Source organism: Streptomyces sp. NPDC049597 (genome assembly GCF_040675505.1).
Taxonomy (GTDB): domain Bacteria; phylum Actinomycetota; class Actinomycetes; order Streptomycetales; family Streptomycetaceae; genus Streptomyces.
Genome location: NZ_JBFAOY010000001.1, coordinates 53,116 through 71,241 on the forward strand (window position 1 = coordinate 53,116; position 18,126 = coordinate 71,241).

The 18,126-nt window shown below is 72.9% G+C and carries 17 protein-coding genes; 4 read left to right on the top strand and 13 right to left on the bottom strand.

All coding sequences use genetic code 11. The features are described from left to right. Positions 1-48 precede the first annotated feature (48 nt). From AB0K02_RS00240 to AB0K02_RS00250, 3 genes are read right to left on the bottom strand one after another with little or no spacing between them, the layout of a single operon-like run. Positions 49-723, bottom strand: coding sequence for a response regulator transcription factor (locus AB0K02_RS00240; protein WP_365990074.1), 675 nt, complete (start codon positions 721-723; stop codon positions 49-51). Further along, complete coding sequence (locus AB0K02_RS00245; protein WP_365990075.1) at positions 720-1,967, bottom strand: DUF5931 domain-containing protein; 1,248 nt, start codon at positions 1,965-1,967, stop codon at positions 720-722. The genes AB0K02_RS00240 and AB0K02_RS00245 overlap by 4 nt, the downstream gene beginning before the upstream one ends. Before the next feature lie 32 nt (positions 1,968-1,999). Further along, the gene (locus AB0K02_RS00250) at positions 2,000-2,737 is read right to left on the bottom strand and encodes a lysophospholipid acyltransferase family protein (protein WP_365990707.1); all 738 of its coding nucleotides are present in this window, start codon (positions 2,735-2,737) and stop codon (positions 2,000-2,002) included. Positions 2,738-2,944: 207 nt separating this feature from the next. Between AB0K02_RS00250 and AB0K02_RS00255 the strand changes: the two genes are divergently transcribed. Then, complete coding sequence (locus tag AB0K02_RS00255; RefSeq protein ID WP_365990076.1) at positions 2,945-3,751, top strand: alpha/beta fold hydrolase; 807 nt, start codon at positions 2,945-2,947, stop codon at positions 3,749-3,751. After that, positions 3,744-4,307: a hypothetical protein gene (locus tag AB0K02_RS00260; RefSeq protein WP_365990077.1), complete on the top strand. Its 564-nt coding sequence runs from the start codon at positions 3,744-3,746 to the stop codon at positions 4,305-4,307. The genes AB0K02_RS00255 and AB0K02_RS00260 overlap by 8 nt, the downstream gene beginning before the upstream one ends. Before the next feature lie 296 nt (positions 4,308-4,603). Here the strand turns inward: AB0K02_RS00260 and AB0K02_RS00265 are convergent, their stop codons facing one another. The 6 genes from AB0K02_RS00265 to AB0K02_RS00290 form a co-directional block, all read right to left on the bottom strand. Continuing rightward, positions 4,604-5,365: an endonuclease/exonuclease/phosphatase family protein gene (locus tag AB0K02_RS00265; RefSeq protein WP_365990078.1), complete on the bottom strand. Its 762-nt coding sequence runs from the start codon at positions 5,363-5,365 to the stop codon at positions 4,604-4,606. 67 nt (positions 5,366-5,432) lie between these two features. Next, positions 5,433-6,374 carry an ROK family glucokinase gene (locus AB0K02_RS00270; protein ID WP_365990079.1) on the bottom strand — a complete coding sequence of 314 codons (942 nt, stop codon included), beginning with the start codon at positions 6,372-6,374 and terminating at the stop codon, positions 5,433-5,435. A 65-nt stretch (positions 6,375-6,439) separates the two neighbouring features. Beyond that, positions 6,440-6,880: a DUF5304 domain-containing protein gene (locus AB0K02_RS00275; RefSeq protein WP_365990080.1), complete on the bottom strand. Its 441-nt coding sequence runs from the start codon at positions 6,878-6,880 to the stop codon at positions 6,440-6,442. Positions 6,881-6,946: 66 nt separating this feature from the next. After that, positions 6,947-8,311 (bottom strand): ArsA-related P-loop ATPase, encoded by a 1,365-nt coding sequence (locus AB0K02_RS00280; protein ID WP_365990081.1) that lies wholly within the window; start codon positions 8,309-8,311, stop codon positions 6,947-6,949. Next, on the bottom strand, positions 8,311-8,760 hold the full coding sequence (locus AB0K02_RS00285) for an SRPBCC family protein (protein ID WP_365990082.1): 450 nt from the start codon (positions 8,758-8,760) through the stop codon (positions 8,311-8,313). Before AB0K02_RS00285 ends, AB0K02_RS00280 begins: the two co-directional genes overlap by 1 nt. 142 nt (positions 8,761-8,902) lie before the next feature. Further along, entirely contained in the window at positions 8,903-9,658 is a 756-nt protein-coding gene (locus AB0K02_RS00290; protein ID WP_365990708.1) for a metallophosphoesterase, read from the bottom strand. A 302-nt stretch (positions 9,659-9,960) separates the two neighbouring features. Here AB0K02_RS00290 and AB0K02_RS00295 point away from each other — a divergent pair, with 302 nt between their 5' ends. Next, the gene (locus AB0K02_RS00295; protein WP_365990083.1) at positions 9,961-11,757 is read left to right on the top strand and encodes an AMP-dependent synthetase/ligase; all 1,797 of its coding nucleotides are present in this window, start codon (positions 9,961-9,963) and stop codon (positions 11,755-11,757) included. A 340-nt stretch (positions 11,758-12,097) separates the two neighbouring features. Here the strand turns inward: AB0K02_RS00295 and AB0K02_RS00300 are convergent, their stop codons facing one another. After that, the gene (locus tag AB0K02_RS00300; RefSeq protein WP_365990084.1) at positions 12,098-13,240 is read right to left on the bottom strand and encodes a glycosyltransferase family 4 protein; all 1,143 of its coding nucleotides are present in this window, start codon (positions 13,238-13,240) and stop codon (positions 12,098-12,100) included. Positions 13,241-13,328: 88 nt separating this feature from the next. Between AB0K02_RS00300 and AB0K02_RS00305 the strand changes: the two genes are divergently transcribed. Beyond that, positions 13,329-14,573: a glycosyltransferase family 87 protein gene (locus AB0K02_RS00305; RefSeq protein ID WP_365990085.1), complete on the top strand. Its 1,245-nt coding sequence runs from the start codon at positions 13,329-13,331 to the stop codon at positions 14,571-14,573. On the opposite strand, the gene AB0K02_RS00310 is transcribed toward AB0K02_RS00305, so the two are convergent. The 3 genes from AB0K02_RS00310 to AB0K02_RS00320 all read right to left on the bottom strand — a co-directional run bounded on the left by AB0K02_RS00310 (position 14,530) and on the right by AB0K02_RS00320 (position 18,101). After that, a complete protein-coding gene (locus AB0K02_RS00310) occupies positions 14,530-15,759 on the bottom strand; it encodes a hypothetical protein (protein ID WP_365990086.1) in 1,230 nt (409 codons plus the stop codon). The two genes, AB0K02_RS00305 and AB0K02_RS00310, sit on opposite strands and share 44 nt — an antisense overlap. Before the next feature lie 49 nt (positions 15,760-15,808). After that, entirely contained in the window at positions 15,809-16,840 is a 1,032-nt protein-coding gene (locus tag AB0K02_RS00315; RefSeq protein ID WP_365990087.1) for an NlpC/P60 family protein, read from the bottom strand. 235 nt (positions 16,841-17,075) lie between these two features. Then, the gene (locus AB0K02_RS00320; protein WP_365990088.1) at positions 17,076-18,101 is read right to left on the bottom strand and encodes an NlpC/P60 family protein; all 1,026 of its coding nucleotides are present in this window, start codon (positions 18,099-18,101) and stop codon (positions 17,076-17,078) included. Positions 18,102-18,126 lie beyond the last annotated feature (25 nt).

Consider the following 18,126-nt stretch of genomic DNA (forward strand, 5'->3'; position numbering starts at 1 on the left):
GCACGGGCATTCACTCGTACGGGTACCACGGCGGAGGGTGACGGTGACTCAGGCGTCGTCGAGACCGGCCTCGATCGCGTACCGCACGAGCTCCACGCGGTTGTGCAACTGGAGCTTGCCGAGGGTGTTCTGCACGTGGTTCTGCACCGTGCGGTGCGAGATGACGAGGCGTTCGGCGATCTGCTTGTACGACAGCCCCTTGGCGACCAGCCTGAGCACCTCGGTCTCCCGGTCGGTCAGCTGCGGGGCCTTCGGGGCGTCGGCGCTCAGTGAGGGGGCGGGCTCGGAGGCGAGGCGGCGGTACTCGCCGAGGACGAGGCCGGCGAGGCCCGGCGTGAAGACGGGGTCGCCCGCGGCGGTGCGGCCCACGGCGTCCGTCAGCTCCTCGGTGCTCGCCGACTTCAGCAGGTAGCCGGTGGCGCCGGACTTGACCGCCTCGAGGACGTCGGCGTGCTCTCCGCTCGCGGACAGCACCAGCACCCGCAGCCCGGGCAGTGCCGCGACGAGCTCCTTGCACACCTGTACGCCGGGCAGCTCGGGCAGGTTGAGGTCGAGGACGAGGACGTCGGGAGCGGCGGCCTTGGCGCGGCGCACGGCCTGCGCGCCGTCCCCGGCCGTGGCGACCACGTCGAACCCGGCCGCCGCCAGATCGCGTGCGACCGCGTCCCGCCACATCGGATGGTCGTCGACGACCATCACCTTGATCGGCTGCTCTCCGGTCATCTCTCCGCCTTCCCCCGTGGGATTCTCAACTCGACTTCCGTGCCCTGCCCCGGGACCGTGACCAGTTCGGCCGATCCGCCCAGGTCCCGCAGCCGGCCGCGGATGGACAGGGCCACTCCCATCCGCCCCTCCCCCTCGGCCTGCGCGAGCCTGCCCTCGGGGATGCCGGGGCCGTCGTCCCGGACCGTGACGATCACCTCGTCCGGCCAGTCCTCGACCAGGATCCACGCCTGGGCGTCCGCGCCGGCGTGCCGGCGCACATTGTCCAGAGCGGCGCCCGCGGCTGCCGCCACCTCCGCCGCCGCGTGGGCGGGAAGCAGCACCGGGGCGCCCGGCTCCGAGAGCGTCACGCGCGAGCTCACGAAGGAAGCGAGCAGCGTCCGCACGTCGCACGGCTCGTCCGGGTCCTCGGGGAGGCGGCCTGCCAGGGCGGTGCGGGCGTCGCCCGGCGCCGCGTCGGATGCGGGACCGGCGCTCGCCTTCGCCGCCGTCCCGTCCGCCACGGAACGCGGCGTCGGGAGCAGCCCGCCCGCGACCAGGCTGCGCAGGGCGACCTCCTGCTCACCCGCCATCCGGCCGAGCTCCGCGGCCTCGCCGCCGAGCGCGGTCCCGCGCCGCTGCACCATCGCCAGCACCTGCAGCACGCTGTCGTGGATGTCGCGTGCCAGCCGTTCGCGCTCACGGGTCGCGGCCTCGATCTCCAGGGCGCGGGCGAGGGTGCGCTCGGAGGCGCGGGCGACCTCGACGACGTAGCCGATGGCGATGGAGGCGACCCAGACGAGCAGCACGTTGTGGAAGGTGTCCCGGCTGGGCTCGCCGCGCTCGATGATGTTGGCCACGGCGACCAGCGAGGAGGCGAAACCGGCCCAGCGCCAGCCGCCCTTGATGGCGAAGGCGAGGACGGAGCCCGCCGTCCATATCGACGGCAGCGTGGGGCCGTCCTGCGTCTGAGCCTGTGCGTCGGCCAGCGGGGTGAGCAGGATGCCGGTCAGCGCCAGGGTGAGATCCGCGATCAGGAATCCGCGCGTGCAGCGGGCCGCGTTGGACACCTTGGGCAGGGTGGCGAGGGTCCAGACGACCATCACGGCGAGGAAGCCGACCGCGACGGCGGGACGCTCGAACTTGTCCTGCTGGAACACGAACAGCAGCACCGCGTAGACCATCGTCAGGACGCGGTAGCCGGCCAGCGCACGCCACAGCGGCAGCTCGACCGACATCCGTACGACGCGCTCGCGCCCGGCCATCTCCCCCACCCCCCGAAGCAGCGTCCGGTCGGCTAGGCCGCCGGACGCCGCGCCTTCTCGGCCTTCTCCGCCTCGGCCCTGGCGGCCTTCTCGGCCTTCTCCGCGTCGGCGATCTGCCGCTTGGCGGCCGTCGCGTAGATGTCGACGTACTCCTGGCCGGACAGCTTCATGATCTCGTACATGACCTCGTCGGTCACCGAGCGCAGGATGAAGCGGTCGCCGTCCATGCCGTGGTACCGGCTGAAGTCCAGCGGCCTGCCGATCCGGATGCCCGGGCGCATCAGCTTGGGAACGATCTTGCCGGGCGGCTGGATCTTCTCCGTGTCGATCATCGCGACGGGGATCACGGGCGCGCCGGTCGCCAGCGCCACGCGGGCGAGCCCGCCGGGCTTGCCGCGGTAGAGCCGGCCGTCCGGGGAGCGGGTGCCCTCCGGGTAGATGCCGAACAGACCGCCGGACTCGATGACGTCGATCCCGGCCTTGATCGCCGCCTCGCCCGCACCGCGGGCGCCTGAGCGGTCGACGGGGAGCTGGCCGACGCCCTTGAAGAAGGCGGCGGTCAGCCTGCCCTTGACGCCGGGCGAGGTGAAGTACTCCGCCTTGGCGATGAAGGTGACCTTGCGGTCGAGCACGGCGGGAAGGAAGAACGAGTCCGAGAAGGACAAGTGGTTGCTCGCGAGGATCGCGGGGCCCTCGGCCGGAATGTTCTCCAGGCCCTCCACCCAGGGCCTGAAGGCGAGCTTCAGCGATCCCCCGATGGAGAACTTCATGGCTCCGTAGATCAACTCGAAATCCTCCCGTGTGCTCTCGAACAGACCTTAACCCGTGGCGACCCCTCCCCCCGCCGTTCCGGCGCCGCTCGCACGGTGACGGCCCTGGTCGGTGTCGGTCCGGTCGCGTACCGTGAAGTAGACCTTCGGGCCTCACACGCGCCCCTCGTCCCACTCATGTGCACACCTCACGAACAGGAGACCCCGGTGCCGGTCCTTCCTGGAGCCGAGCCTTTCCGCCACGAAGGCGGCGAGGTCGGCGTCCTCCTCTGTCACGGATTCACCGGGTGCCCGCAGTCGCTGCGCCCCTGGGCCGAGTATCTGGCGGAGCGGGGGCTCACGGTGTCCCTGCCGCTGCTGCCGGGGCACGGCACACGCTGGCAGGACATGCAGGTGACCGGCTGGCAGGACTGGTACGCGGAGGTGGACCGCGAGCTGCGCTCCCTGCTGGAGCGGTGCGGCCGCGTCTTCGTCTTCGGCCTCTCGATGGGCGGCGCGCTCACCCTGCGCCTGGCCGCCAAGCACGGGGACGCCGTCCGGGGCATCGCGCTGGTCAACCCGGCGAACAAGGTGCACGGCGCGATGGCGTCGCTGCTGCCCGTGGTGCGCCACCTCGTACCGTCCACGAAGGGCCTGACCAGCGACATCGCGAAGCCGGGCGTGGTGGAGGTGGGGTACGACCGGGTGCCGCTGCACGCCGCGCACTCGGTCCGGCAGTTCTTCCAGCTCGTGGACGGCGAGCTGCCGCAGGTCACGCAGCCGCTGCTGCTGATGCACAGCCCCGACGACCATGTGGTGCCGGCCGCGGACTCGGCGCGGATCCTGAGCCGCGTCTCGTCGATCGACGTCACGGAGATCCTGCTGGAACAGAGCTACCACGTGGCGACGTTGGACCATGATGCGGAGCGGATCTTCGAGGAGAGTTACGCGTTCATCGGCCGGCTCGCTCCGGAGGCCGGGACCACGGGGTCCCCCGCGACGGAGTCCCTGGGAGGGAGCACGACCGGTGGCTGAGCAGCACGATGCGGACCGCGAGCCGCAGCCGATAGACGAGGAGGCCGCGTGGGCGGCCATCGTCGCCGGGTACGGCGAGGAGCCGGCGGACCCGCCGGGCGCCAAGCCCTTCAAGTCCGTCGAGGACCTGGCGGGCCTGGAGAGCGGGGTGAACGAGTCGCCGTCGTCACGGCCGCCGGAGGACTCCGCCGACGACAAGCCCGCGCTGGGCAGCTCGATCACGTTCGCGCCGGGGGTCGGAGGAGGTGGCCCGCGCGACTACCAGGTCTCCGAGCCGAGCGACGACGACTTCGACGAGAGCGACGAGGGCCACTTCGTCCCGCCGGAGCCGCCGCCGCTTCCGGAGGCGGACGTCACGGCGAAGTTCGCGTGGCTGGCGGTGGTGGGCGGCCCGGTGCTGATGCTCGTGGCGGTCCTGCTGCAGTGGGACATGACGTGGTGGCTGACGACGCTGTGCGTCGGAGGCTTTCTGGGCGGGTTCGTGACGCTGGTGGCGCGGATGTCGTCGGGCGACGACGACGATGACGAGGATCCGGGGCGGGGCGCGGTGGTGTGACGCGTCGCCGTCGGCACGTCCGGTGACGCTGCGCGCGGCGGCGGGGCGTGGGGCGGTGGCGCCTGCGGCGGATGTTTCCCCACCCCGCCCTTCCCCGTAACCGGGCTCCGCCCGGACCCGGTACCGCACTTCGCGCGGTGTCCTCAAGCGCCGGAGGGCTGATTTCGCGCAGCGAAATCAGCCCCGTCGGCGCTTGAGCCGCCGGGGCCGGGGGCGGCGCCCCCGGTTACGGGATGGGGCGGGGTGGGGAAACGGCTCCGCGCAGCGGCCGGCCCACCCGCAGCGCTCCTCCGGACCTACGACGCCGGCACCCGCAGCGCCGCCAGGACCGGGAGGTGGTCCGAGGCCGCCCGGAGGTCCGCGTCCGTCACGCCCGGCAGGCCCCGCGGGACACCGCAGCCCAGCACCTCCACCCCCCGCGTCGCGAAGATCGCGTCGATCCGCTGGTGCGGATCCGCCGGCGTCGACGTGTGTTCGTCGCCCCAGGGGTGCACCGCCCAGCAGTCCTGCAGCGAGCCGGCGAGGCGGCCGAAGCTCCGGCCGCCGGGGCGTTCGTTGATGTCGCCCGCGGCGACCGCGTGCGGCGTTCCCATCGCGGCCAGCCGGTCCAGCAGCATCCCCGCCTGGGCGTAGCGCTCGTCCGTCTGCAGGCTCAGGTGGCAGCTGACCACCCCCAGCCGGGCCCCCGCGAACCGGACGACCGCCGTGGCGAAGCCTCGCCGGTGCTGGCCGCGGGTCAGCGGCAGCAGGACGTCCTCGGTGCGTTCCACGGTCGCCCGCAGCGAGCACAGCAGCAGCGGCCCGGCGGCCGTCGCGCCGCCGGACAGCGTCACGAGATCCGTCATGGCGGCGAGCCGCGCCGCGTGCTTGCGCCAGCGGAAGAACCGCGGGGCCTCCTGGACGAGGACGAGGTCCGGTGCACAGGCGCGGATGACCCGGGCCAGTGCCTCCTCGTCGTCGCGCATCGACCGGATGTTGTAGCTCAGCACCCGGATCACGGCCGAACCGTCCGGTTCGGTGCGGGAGTTGGGAAGGGCGGGCAGCATGCTGGTGGCCATGCGGTCAAGATACGACGGTGCCCGCCGCAATCCCACGAGGACGCGACGGGCACACGGCCGTACGGGCTCAGCCCTGGCGGGCCAGGTCGGCCGCGCCCACCAGGCCCGCCTTGCCGCCCAGTTGAGCGGCGAGGACCTGGGCGTGCGGACGCCACTGGCCGCCGATGAGCCAGCGGCGGAAGGACTTGCGGATCGGGTCGAGCACCAGGTCGCCCTCGTCCGAGACACCGCCGCCGACGATGAAGGCCGACGGGTCGAACAGCGAGGCCAGGTCGGCCAGACCCGCTCCCGCCCAGCGCGCCAGCTCACGGAAGGAGTCGACGGCGACGGGGCAGCCCTGCCGCGCGGCCTGGCTGATGTGCTTGCCCTCGATGCCCTCGATCGTGCCGTCGCCGAGACCGAGCAGGACGGTCGCGTTCTCCGGGGTGGCGTTGGCGCGCTGCTTCGCGTAGCGCACGAGAGCGCGACCGGACGCGTACTGCTCCCAGCAGCCCTGGCTGCCGCAGCCGCACAGCAGACCGTCGGGGACGACGCGGATGTGGCCGAACTCCGCGGCGACGCCGAAACGCCCGCGGCGCAGCTTGTTGCCGATGATGATGCCGCCGCCGAGGCCGGTGCCGAGGGTGATGCAGATGACGTCCTCGTGGCCCTGACCGGCGCCGAAGCGGTACTCGCCCCAGGCCGCCGCGTTGGCGTCGTTCTCGACGACGACGGGAAGGCCGACACGCTGTTCGACCTTGTCCTTCAGGGGTTCGTGGCGCCAGTGGATGTTGGGCGCGAACAGAACGGTGGCGCGCTTGTCGTCGACGTATCCGGCCGCACCGATGCCGACGGCCTCTATGTCGTGCCCCCGGCCGGCTCCCGCGACGGCCGCGCAGATCGCGTCCACGATGCCCTCGGGAGTCGACGGGGTGGGCACGGTGTGCGTCTCGAGAATGGCGCCGTCTTCGTCGACCACGCCCGCCGCGATCTTCGTGCCGCCGATGTCGACGCCGATGGTGAGTCCCATGTGTCCCTCAGTATTCGGTCGAGCCCCGCTACGGCCAACCGTACCCGAGGGCGGGCACACGCCGGTCAGTCCAGGTCGATGTGCTCGCTCGGCCCGGGGCCGTCGTCGCGGGGGTCGTCGGTGTCCTTGGCGGTGTGGGAGCGCTGGGTCCAGCGGCGCTCCTGGTTCTCCACGGCGGAGCGATAGGCGGCGAGGAGCTCGCCCCCGGCGGCCGCCAGATGGTCGAAGACCTGCGGGTTTCGCTCGATGACGGGCTCGACGGCGGCCTTCGCCTGGTTCACGAACTGCTGTACGGCGTTCTGCGCGGCCATGCCGGGCAGCGACGTCTGGAAGGCGGTGACCTTGTCGGCGACGACGTCGAAGAGTTTGCGGAGCTCCTCGGCCGCGGAACCGGGCGGCGCCCCGTACTGCGCGCTGCGGCGGGCCTGCTCGGCCTTGAGGTCCTCCTCGCACGCCGTTGCCCAGGCGTCGGCGTCGGCGTCGGGACGCTCGGTGGCATCGCTCATGGCGTACTCCTGCGGCAGGGCTGAGGGCTTCGTGTACTCGACGTTACCCGAACGGCGGTACGGCGTTCAGCGTCCCCGCGGCCACAGGGCGGGGTCCGGCGTGAACCGCACGCTCAGGGTGCCGTCCCTGAGTCCCGCGCCCGCCACCGTGCAGCGGCGCAGCGCGGACGGCAGCGGCAGGATCCGGCGGAACGGTCCGACGGTGATCAGGAGTTCATCCCCGCGGCGTACGAGGGTGAGCTGCTCCTTGACGGCGCCGGGCAGGTCGAGGTGCCAGACCAGCGTGCCGTCGTCCGCCGCGGGACCGGGCCGCGGCTCCTTCGGGATCCTGCCGTTCCGGCCGTGCCAGATGTTGTCGGTGTCCGCGAGCGAGGCGATCTCCTCGTGCCGGCGCACGGCCTCCTCGTGCACGTTCTCCACCCGCCCCGGGCCCGGCCGGGGTCCCTCCCGGTCGCCGTGCAGGGCCGTCACGAGTCCGTCGAGGCCGTAGCCCTCCGGGTCGTCGGCGAAGTGGTGCTCGAAGGAGCAGCAGTTCGCCTCCTTCTGCAGGCGTGCGAGGTCGTCGAGGCCGCGCGGGTCCCGGCCGAGGTGGGGCAGCAGGCAGACCGAGGCGGCCGGTGTCCAGGCGCTCAGCCATTCCTGCCGGCACCGCTCCTGCTGGGCGCCGAGCGAGGCCACGAACGGGTCCTCGGAGCCTTCGGGGACGCAGCGGTTGGCCACGACCGTCCCGACACGGTGGCCGAACAGGCCCAGTCCGGCGCGTGCGGTGCGCAGGGCGTCCGCGGCCGCGGGACCCGGCTCGGCGACGAGGGTGAGGGCGGTGTTCCCGGACTCGATCACGGACTGGACGCCGGCCAGTTCGCTGTCCCAGCGCTCGGCGGTCTCGTACAGCCACTGCGCGGGCATGGGCACGCCGGCGAGCTGGGCGAGCATGGGGCGCAGGGCGCGGGCGGCCTGCCGTTCGGCGGGCAGCAGGCGGCGCAGGTAGCGGCGCAGCTGCTCGGGCAGGGCGAGCAGCGCGATGGTCTCGCGCAGCGGCGGCATGTCGAGGACGAGGACGTCCCAGTCGCCGCGGGAGGCGACGGTCAGGGCCCGCAGCAGTGCGAACTGCTCGCTGCCGGGAAGCTCGGTGAGCTCCTCGTCCTCCAGCCGTGCCGCACCCAGCAGGTCGAGTCCGGCCGAGGCGCGTTTCTGGAGGTCGAGGAACTCGGCGCGGAAGTCGGCGCCCGCGTCGACGAGGCCCGCCCACAGTCCGTCGGCGATCCGATCCGGACGGGCCGGCGTGCCGGTGACCGGGACACCGAGGACGGCGTCCGCCTCCGCGGACAGCAGGAGCGTGCGGCGGCCCGTCGCGGCCGCTGCGAGGGCCGTGGCCGCTGCGACGGTGGTGCGGCCCGCGCCGCCGAGCCCGGTGACGAGGACCCGGTGCATCAGGCTCCCGCGCCGCTCTCGACGCGCTTCTTCAGGCCGGCCAGGGCTCGGTCGATGATGACCTTCTCGGCCTTGCGCTTGATCATGCCGAGCATCGGGATCTTGACGTCGACGGTGAGCTGGTAGGTGACCTCGGTGCGGTCGCCGCCGCCGACGGGGGCGAGGCTGTACGAGCCGTCGATGGAGCGCAGCATCTGCGACTTCACCAGGGTCCAGCTGACCTCGTTCTCGCCGTGCCAGGTGTACGCGAGGGTGTGGTCGTCCTTGATCGCGCCCGCGTCGAGGACGAGGCGGACCTGCTCGGCGCGGCCTTCGGCGTCGGTGGCGAGCACCTCGGCCTCCTTCACCTCGCCGGTCCACTCGGGGTAGCGCGCGAAGTCGGAGATCACGCCCATGACATCGGCCGGCGCCGCATCGATCGTGATGCTCGAGCTGGTGTGTTCCGCCATCGCTGCGGCTCCTCAACAGTGCGTGATGACCGGGGTGGTGTGGTGTGAGCAGGCTATCGCGAGCGGAACGCCCGGCGGCGGCGGGCCCGGCCGGTGGCCGGGGGCATGCCGCGCGGTGCGGGCGCACCGGCTCGCCGGCCGCTCACCAGGTCAGCGACCAGGGCCGGCCGGTGGACGCGAAGTGCCCGACGTTCACGCACTCCGTCACCCCGATCCGCATCCGGCGGGCGAGCGGCTGGTGGACGTGGCCGAAGAGGGCGTAGCGGGGGCGGGTGCGCCTGATCGCCGCGAGCAGGGCCCGGCTGCCGCGTTCGAAGCGGCGGGCGACGGTGTCGTACGTCAGCTCGGGAACGTCGGGCGGGATGTGGGAGCAGAGGACGTCGACCTCGCCCAGGGCCTCGACCTTGGCGGCGTACTCCTCGTCGGAGATCTCGTACGGGGTGCGCATCGGGGAGCGCAGTCCCCCGCCGACGAAGCCGAAGACGCGGCCGCCGATCTCGACGCGCTCGCCGTCGAGGACGGTGGTGCCGGGCCGGGCGAACTCCGGCCACAGGGCGGGGATGTCGACGTTCCCGTACGTGGCGTACGTCGGCGTGGGGAAGGCCGCGAAGAGGTCGGCGTACTGGCGGCGCACCGCGGACTCGATGGCGCTCTCGCGGTCGATGCCGAGTTCGGCCCAGAGCCTTCGGCCCAGGTCGCGGGCCTCGTCGAAGCGGCGGGCGGTGCGCAGTTCGACGATGAGGTCGGCGTTCTCGACACCGAAGAGGTCGGGGAAGATGCCACGCGAGTGGTCGGCGTAGTCGAGGAAGAGCACCAGGTCGCCCAGACAGACGAGCGCGTCGGCTCCGTCACCCGCGGTGGCGAGATCTCTGGCATTGCCGTGCACGTCGCTGACCACGTTGACTCGCATGCCTCGCATGACGATCACCCTAGAGCCCCCTGCGGGACGCGGGTAGAGGCGGTCGGACCTGCGGTTGCTTCCGGGTCATGGGCGAAGTGGAATAGTCTGCCCGGTGTCCAGCCATTGACGTGTGACGCAGGGAACATTGGCCGGGAACCCCTATCGGGAACTGCGTACTGGTGGGTAACGTCCGGGCAGTCCAGTCGTGCTCGCCCCCCACGAGCACCTGCCCGATCTTGGACCGCAGCCGGTGCATCACACAGAGCCGTGGCACCGGCGCCCGACGAGGAGCAGCAGTCTTGCGCGAGTTCAGCCTTCCGGCCCTGTACGAGGTCCCCACGGACGGCAATCTGACGGATCTCATCCGCCGCAATGCCGCGCAGCACCCCGACGTCGCGGTCATGGGCCGCAAGGTCGCAGGCGCGTGGACGGACGTCACCGCCACCCGGTTCCTGGCCGAGGTCGTGGCCGCCGCCAAGGGCCTGATCGCCGCCGGCATCCGGCCCGGCGACCGCGTGGCGCTGATGTCCCGCACCCGGTACGAGTGGGTGCAGCTGGACTTCGCCATCTGGAGCGCGGGCGCGGTCACCGTGCCGGTGTACGAGACCAGTTCCCCCGAGCAGGTCCAGTGGATCCTCGGCGACTCCGGCGCGGTCGCGGTCGTGGTCGAGAGCGACGCGCACGCCGCCGCCGTCGAGTCGGTACGCGGATCGCTGCCGGAGCTGCGGCACGTCTGGCAGATCGAGAAGGGCGCGGTCGACGAGCTGACCGCGGCCGGCGCGGACGTCTCCGACGACGTGGTCGTGGAGCGCAGCGCGACCGCGAAGGCGGACGACCCGGCGACCATCGTCTACACCTCGGGCACCACCGGCCGCCCCAAGGGCTGTGTGCTCACGCACCGCGCGTTCTTCGCCGAGTGCGGGAACGTGGTGGAGCGGCTGAAGCCGCTGTTCCGTACGGGTGAGTGCTCGGTGCTGCTGTTCCTGCCCGCCGCGCACGTCTTCGGCCGGCTGGTCGAGGTGGCCTCCGTGATGGCCCCGATCAAGCTCGGCTGCGTGCCGGACATCAAGAACCTCACCGACGAGCTGGCCTCCTTCCGGCCGACGCTGATCCTGGGCGTGCCGCGCGTGTTCGAGAAGGTCTACAACTCGGCGCGCGCCAAGGCGCAGGCCGACGGCAAGGGCAAGATCTTCGACAAGGCGGCGCAGACGGCGATCGCGTACAGCCGCGCGCTGGCGACGCCCTCGGGCCCCTCGGTCGGCCTGCGGATCAAGCACAAGGTCTTCGACAGGCTCGTCTTCAGCAAGCTGCGCGCGGTGCTGGGCGGACGCGGGGAGTACGCGATCTCCGGCGGGGCGCCGCTGGGCGAGCGGCTCGGACACTTCTTCCGCGGCATCGGCTTCACGGTGCTCGAGGGCTACGGCCTGACCGAGTCGTGCGCGGCGACCGCGTTCAACCCGTGGGACCGGCAGAAGATCGGCACGGTCGGTCAGCCGCTGCCCGGTTCCGTCGTCCGGATCGCGGACGACGGCGAGGTGCTGCTGCACGGCGAACACGTCTTCTCGGGCTACTGGAACAACGAGGCGGCCACGGCGGAGGCGCTGGCGGACGGCTGGTTCCACACGGGCGACATCGGCACCCTCGACGAGGACGGCTACCTCGCGATCACGGGCCGCAAGAAGGAGATCCTGGTCACCGCGGGCGGCAAGAACGTCGCCCCGGCGGTGATAGAGGACCGCATCCGGGCGCACGCGCTGGTCGCGGAGTGCATGGTCGTGGGCGACGGCCGCCCGTTCGTGGGCGCGCTGGTCACCATCGACGAGGAGTTCCTGGCCCGCTGGGCCGCCGACCACGGCAAGCCGGCCGGTTCGACGGCGGCGACGCTGCGGGACGACGCGGACCTGCTGGCGGAGCTCCAGAGGGCGGTGGACGACGGCAACGCGGCCGTGTCGAAGGCGGAGTCGGTGCGGAAGTTCCGTGTGCTGGGGGCGCAGTTCACGGAGGAGGCGGGGCACATCACGCCGTCGCTGAAGCTGAAGCGGAATGTGGTGGCGAAGGACTTCGCGGACGAGATCGAAGCGATCTACGCCTCCTGACAGGGGGTCTTGGCCCCCGGGAGTCCTGGCCCTCGGGGTCCTCGCCCCGGGGGCGCGGCGCTCCTGTTGGTGCTCCACCCCAAACCTCGCGCCTCAAACGCCGGCGGGGCTGGATCCGCCCAGCGCGGCCGTGCCCGCTCGGCCCTACCGGTGCGGCCCACCCAGTGAGGCTCCGCCCCAAACCCCGCGCCTCAAACGCCGGCGAGGCTGGATCCGCCCAGCGCGGCCGTGCCCACTCGGCCCTCCCTACCGGTGCGGCCCACCCAGTGAGGCTCCGCCCCAAACCCCGCGCCTCAAACGCCGGCGAGGCTGGATCTGCCCCCGCGGCCACCACGTCACCTCAGAGCAGCGTCCTCAGACGCTCCGCCAGCAGGTCCCAGCGCCACCGCTCCTCCACCCACGCGCGGCCCCGCTCGCCCATCCGCCTGCGCAGCTCCGCGTCGCCGAGCAGCGTCGCGATCCGTTCCGCCGCGTCCTCGGGGGAGCCGCCGCGGACCACCCAGCCCGTCTCGCCGTCGAGGACCGCGTCGGGCGCGCCGCCCGAGTCCCCGGCCACCACCGGCAGTCCGGTCGCCGACGCCTCCAGGTAGACGATCCCGAGGCCCTCCACGTCGAGACCTCCCCTGCGGGTACGGCACGGCATGGCGAACACGTCGCCCGCCCCGTAGTGCGCCGGGAGTTCCGACCACGGCACGGCGCCGGTGAAGCGCACCGAGCCGGCGACCCCCGTCTCGGCGGCCAACCTGCGCAGGTCCTTCTCGTACGGGCCGCCGCCCACGATCAGCAGCACCGCGTCCGGGACCTTCGCGAGGATCGCGGGCATCGCGAGGATCAGCGTGTCCTGCCCCTTGCGGGGCACCAGGCGCGAGACGCACACGACCACGGGCCGGTCGCTCAGCCCGAGCCGGTCGCGGATCTCGTCGCCGCCCGAGCCGGGGTGGAAGGTCTTCTCGTCGACGCCCGGCGGCAGTTGGACCATGCGCCCGGCCGCCTCGGCCGTCAGCGCACGGGCGATCCGCGAGCGGGTGTACTCGCCCAGATAGGTGATCGTGTCCGTGCCCTCGCCGATCCGGCGCAGCAACCGCCGTGACGCGGGCAACTGGGCCCAGCCCGCCTCGTGTCCGTGCGTGGTGGCCACGATCCGTCGCGCACCGGCCCTGCGCAGGGCCGGTGCCATCAGCCCGAGCGGGGCCGCGGCGCCGAACCACACCGACTCGCAGCCGTGCTCCCTCAGCAGTTCGACGGCCCGCCGGGTGACCCGCGGCGAGGGCAGGAGCATCGTCGTACGGTCGCGTACGACGGTGAACGGCTGCTCCGCGTCGAACGCGGCGGTCGCCTCTTCGCCCTCCCGTCCGCGCTTCCAGGTGGAGGCGTAGACGACGAGCTGCCCGGGGTCGAGCCGCAGCGCCATGTTGTGCAGGAATGCCTGGATGCCGCCGGGCCGCGGCGGGAAGTCGTTCGTCACGATCAGGGTCTTGTGCATCGCCGCCGACAGTACCGAACGGTCTCCTCCGCGTCCCGCACGGCCCCGCGCGGCATGATGGGCAGCCACTGCCGACGAAGGGGACGCGATGCCGAAGGCGGCGGCACGGGGCTCGGGCGCCCCGCTCGCGGTGTGGGTCCTGACGCGTACGGCGCTGCTGCTGTGCGTCTTCAAAGTGGTCACGCTGCCCGGGCCCGACGTCACGAGCGACGTCTCGGTGATCTACCACGGCTGGCACGAGGTGCTGCGTACCGGGACCTTCCCGCTGGAGGACGTCTCCTGGCAGTACCCGCCCGCCGCCGCGCTCGCGGTCCTCGCGCCCGGTCTCGTGCCGGGCCTCGGCTACTCCACCGCCTTCTTCGTCCTCGTCCTGGTGTGCGACCTGCTGGTTCTCGGGATGCTGCGGTACGCCGAGAGGGGCGGGACCGAGCGGCGCGGCACCTGGGTGTGGGTGGTGGGCGTGCCCCTGCTCGGGCCGACCGGGTACGCCCGCTACGACCTGATGGTCACCGCCGTCGCCGTCGCCGCTCTGCTGGGGGGCCGCGGTCGACCGCGCGTCCTGGGGGCACTCGCCGGCTTCGGCGCGCTGATGAAGGTGTGGCCCGTGCTGCTGCTCGTGGGCGTGCCGCGCGGGCGGGCGGCACGGCGCGCCTGGGGCACGGCGCTGGTGACGGGCGCGGGGCTGGCGCTGGCGTTCACCGCCGCCCTGCCGGGCGCCCTGGACTTCCTGACGTACCAGCGCGACCGGGGCACCGAGGTCGAGTCGCTGGGCGCGCTCGTCTTCCATGTCGCCCGGCACTTCGGCTGGCAGGGGCAGGTGCTGCTGAACTACGGCTCGGTCGAGTTCGTCGGCCCCCATGTCCCCCTGGTCAGCGGGCTCTCGCTGGCGCTGAGCGCCCTCGCCCTCGGCTGGCTGGTGGTGTGGCGTCTGCGGGCCGGGCAGTGGGGTCCGGCGACGCCCTGCGACGCCGCGTTCGCGGCCGTGCTGCTGTTCACCGCCACGAGCCGGGTGATCAGCCCGCAGTACCTGGTCTGGCTGGTGGGGCTGGCCGCGGTGTGCCTGGTGCGGCCCGAGACGCGGATGGTGCGGCCCGCGCTGCTGACGCTGGCCGCGGCGGCCGTCACGATGCTGGAGTTTCCCGTGTGGTTCGCGCACGTCGGGGCGAGTGACGGCCTGGGCATCGCGCTGCTCGTCCTGCGCAACGGCCTGCTGGTGGCCGCGACGCTCGTCGCCTGCCGGCGCCTGTGGCGGGCCACCGTCCCGGCCCGGCGGGCGAGGGGCGTCGGCGTCAGCCGAGGCGCTCGCGCAGATGGTCCTGCCACTTCGCGGTGAACTCGTCCGCCGTGACGCCCAGCACGTCGCCCAGGGCCCGTTCGACCGCGCCCTCCCGGTGCTCCGCCTCGCCGACGCTCCGGTAGAACTCCCTGAGCTCGTCCTCGCCCCAGCGGTCCGCGATCAGGTCGCAGGCCAGCCAGCCGCCCTCGTAGGCCCGTGCCAGGGCGTCGGCCTCCCCGCCGAACGCGAAGCCCTCGTCGTCGGGCAGGGACCCGGGTACGTCGCCGCCGCGCACCGCGTCGCGCAGCACGGGCGCGGTCTCCTCGGCCGTGCGCCCCGTCCCCCGATAGGCGACCCAGTCGGCGAAGCCCTCGGAGAGCCACATGGGGGTGGCCGCCGAGGTGTCGGCGCGGGTCGCGACATGGGTGGTCTCGTGGGTGAGGACGATGCGCCGCCCGAAGTCCCCCAGCAGGCCGTACGCCTCCGGGTTGACGATCACCCGGTCGGCGGCCGAGCCGTCCTCCCGGCCCGTCTCGCCGGTGGTGACCGCGGCGATGCCCCGGTATCCGGCGGCCGGGGCGCCCAGCAGCCGGCCCATGGCCTCGACGGACGACGGGACGAGGACGACCACCCGGCCGGACCACTTCGACGGCCAGGCGTTCATGACGGCGGGCACGGCCCGGTCCGCGGCCGCCGCGAGCTCCCGCAGCCGCTTGCCGTCCTGGCCGACGCCGAGGACCAGGCTGTGGCTGCCCCGCACGACGCGCACCTCCCCCTGCTGCCACAGCTGCTGGGCGGCGCCCGTCCCCGGCTCGTCCGCGACCACGTACCAGCGGCCGTCGCGCTCGGTCAGCTCCAGGATGCGGTCGGCCGTGGCGGAGGCGCTGTCGTAGCCGTCGACGCGGTAGCGCAGCTCGGTGTCGGCGACGGCACGGCCGCCCTGGTGGCGTACGCCCTTGATGCGGTACTCCCAGGAGCGGAAGGGGATGTCGGCCATGTTGGCGAACTCCCTGCCCTGCCGCTCGCGCAGGGCCGTCGCGCCGGGGTCCAGCGTCGCCAGATAGCCGGTGCGGTCCCGCTCGACGACGGCTTCGCCCCTGTCGTCCAGGGTCCGCTGGATCGCGTCCACGGTGGGGTCCACCGATCGGGTGGTGGTGCAGGCGGACGCGAGCATGAGCACGGCGAGCCCGAGGCCCGCCGTGCGCCCTGCCGGTGTGCGCTGTGCGCGCCCCTGACCTGCCACCCTGCCGATCGTACGGAAATCACGGCGGAACGGTACGGGGAGTGCGGCCTCAGACCCGGGTGACCGCGTGCACCGGCATCATGCCGACCGGGTCGTAGCGCACCGTCGCGCCCGGGTAGGGGGCATGGACGACCTGGCCGTTTCCCACGTACATCCCGACGTGGCTGGCGTCGCCCCGGTAGGTGACGATGTCGCCGGGCCGTGCCTCGGACAGCGGGATGCGGCGCCCCGCGTTCGCCTGCGCCTGCGAGGTGCGCGGCAGGCCGACCCCGGCCTGCGCGTACGACCACTGCACAAGGCCCGAACAGTCGAATCCCGAAGGGCCGTCGGCGCCCCACACATAGGGCCGGCCGACCGCGCTGCGGGCGGCGACGGCGGCGAGGGCCGCATGCGCCGAGGCGGGTGCGAGGCCCGTCAGCTCCGGCAGGGCGCCGTCGCGGCCCCCGCGCGAGGCGCGGTCGAAGTCGGCGCGCTCGTCGTCCGGCAGGGCGTTCAGCAGCCTGCGCGCCTCGGCCAGCTTGCGCTCGACGACACGCTTGTGGCGGGCCACGGCGGAGCGGCTGCGTTCCAGTTCGGCGAGGTCCCGGGCGGCCTCGGCCCGTTGCTGCTCCAGGTCGCGCTGCTCGCCGCGCAGGTCCTCCAGGGCGGCCGACTGGCGTTCTCCGGCACGGTTCAGGAGGGCGGCGCGTTCGAGATAGGTGTCCGGGTCGGCGGACAGCAGCAGCTCCAGCGTCGGGTCGAGGCCGCCGGAGCGGTACTGGGCACCTGCCACCGAGCCGAGTTCCTCGCGCATGCGGTTGATGCGCTCCTGGCCGCGGGCGACGCCGTCCCGGGCGCGCGCCACGCGTTCGCGCAGGTGCTCGACGGTCTCACCCGCCTTGTTGAAGCGCTCGGTGGCCTGCTCGGCCTCCTGGTAGAGCTGGTCGACCTCGGCCCGGGTGGCCTGGGGGGATTCCTGGGGTTCGGCGCCCGCGGGCGCCGCTGTGAGGGCCGCGGCCGCCGTGGCCGCCGCGGCGGACAGGACGGTGATCCGGGCACTCGCGGTGAGACCGGTCTGTGAGGGTCGGCGGTGGGACACCACGTGCCGCGCTCCCTTCCGCACACTTCGCAGAGCTCGAAGGACTGGCAATCTTGCGCGGCAGAGAGTAGCCGTGCGGCCACCGGGCGGCCAACGTCCGCTGTGGGCACACAAAGTGACGCCCCGCCGGAGACCACAGGTCACCGGCGGGGCGGAGCGTCAGCGGGTCATGACGGAATTCCCCCGTTCGGTCGGGTGTGAAGGCCCGTCGAACGATTCGTCATGGTGGAGCGCGGGCTCAGACACGCACCCCGAACATGTACGGCATGTTGTTGATGGACTCGTACCGCACGCTGGCGCCCGGCTTGGGGGCGTGCAGCACCTGTCCGTTGCCGGCGTAGAAGCCGACGTGGTGCAGGTCGCCGTAGAAGAAGACCAGGTCGCCCTGCTGGAGCTGGCTCTGCGAGGAGATGCGGGTACCGGCGCTGGCCTGGGCCTGCGAGGTGCGCGGTATGGAGACACCGGCCTGGGCGTACGCCCAGGAGGTGAGGCCGGAGCAGTCGAAGGAGCTCGGGCCGGAGGCGCCGTAGACGTACGGCGAGCCGATCTTGGACTGGGCGGCCGAGAACGCGGCGGCGGCACGCTGCGACGCCGGGACGGCGTTGCCGAGGTCGGCGCGCGCACTGGCGCGGTTGGCGCGGCTCTCGTCGGCGGCGAGCGCGGCGCGCTCGGCGGCGGTGAGGGTGTTGAGCAGCTTCTGCGCGGCGGCGAGCTTGCTCTGGACTTCCTTCTTCTTGGCGCCGAGTTCCTCGCGGGTCTCGGCCAGGTCCTTCAGCTTGCCCTGGGCCTCCTGGCGCTGCTGCGCGAGCGTGCGCTGCTTGGCCTGGATCTCCTGGATCGCCTCGGTCTGCTTGGCGCCGAGCTGGTCCAGCGCGGATGCCTTCTCGAGGTAGGTGTCCGGGTCGCCGGAGAGGAAGAGCTGGACCGAGGGGTCGATGCCACCGGAGCGGTACTGGGCGCTCGCGACCGAACCGAGGCTGTCCCGCAGCGTGTTGAGCTCCTCCTGACCGCGCGCCACCTTGTCCTGCAGCGCGTCGATCTGGTCGTCGAGCTTGTCCTGCTTCTCCTTGGCCCCGTTGTACTGCTCGGTGGCGTGCTCCGCCTCTTCGTAGAGCTTGTCGACCTTGGCCTTGACCTCGCTCTTGCTGGGCTTCGGGTCGGCCTGGGCGGTCTGGGCGGTCAGCGCGACAGCGGCAGCGGCGGTCGCGGTGAGCACGGTCACACGGGTGCGGCTCGGCTGCTTGGGACGACGGTGGGACGCCACGGGGGCGAGCTCCTTCTTCCTCAGC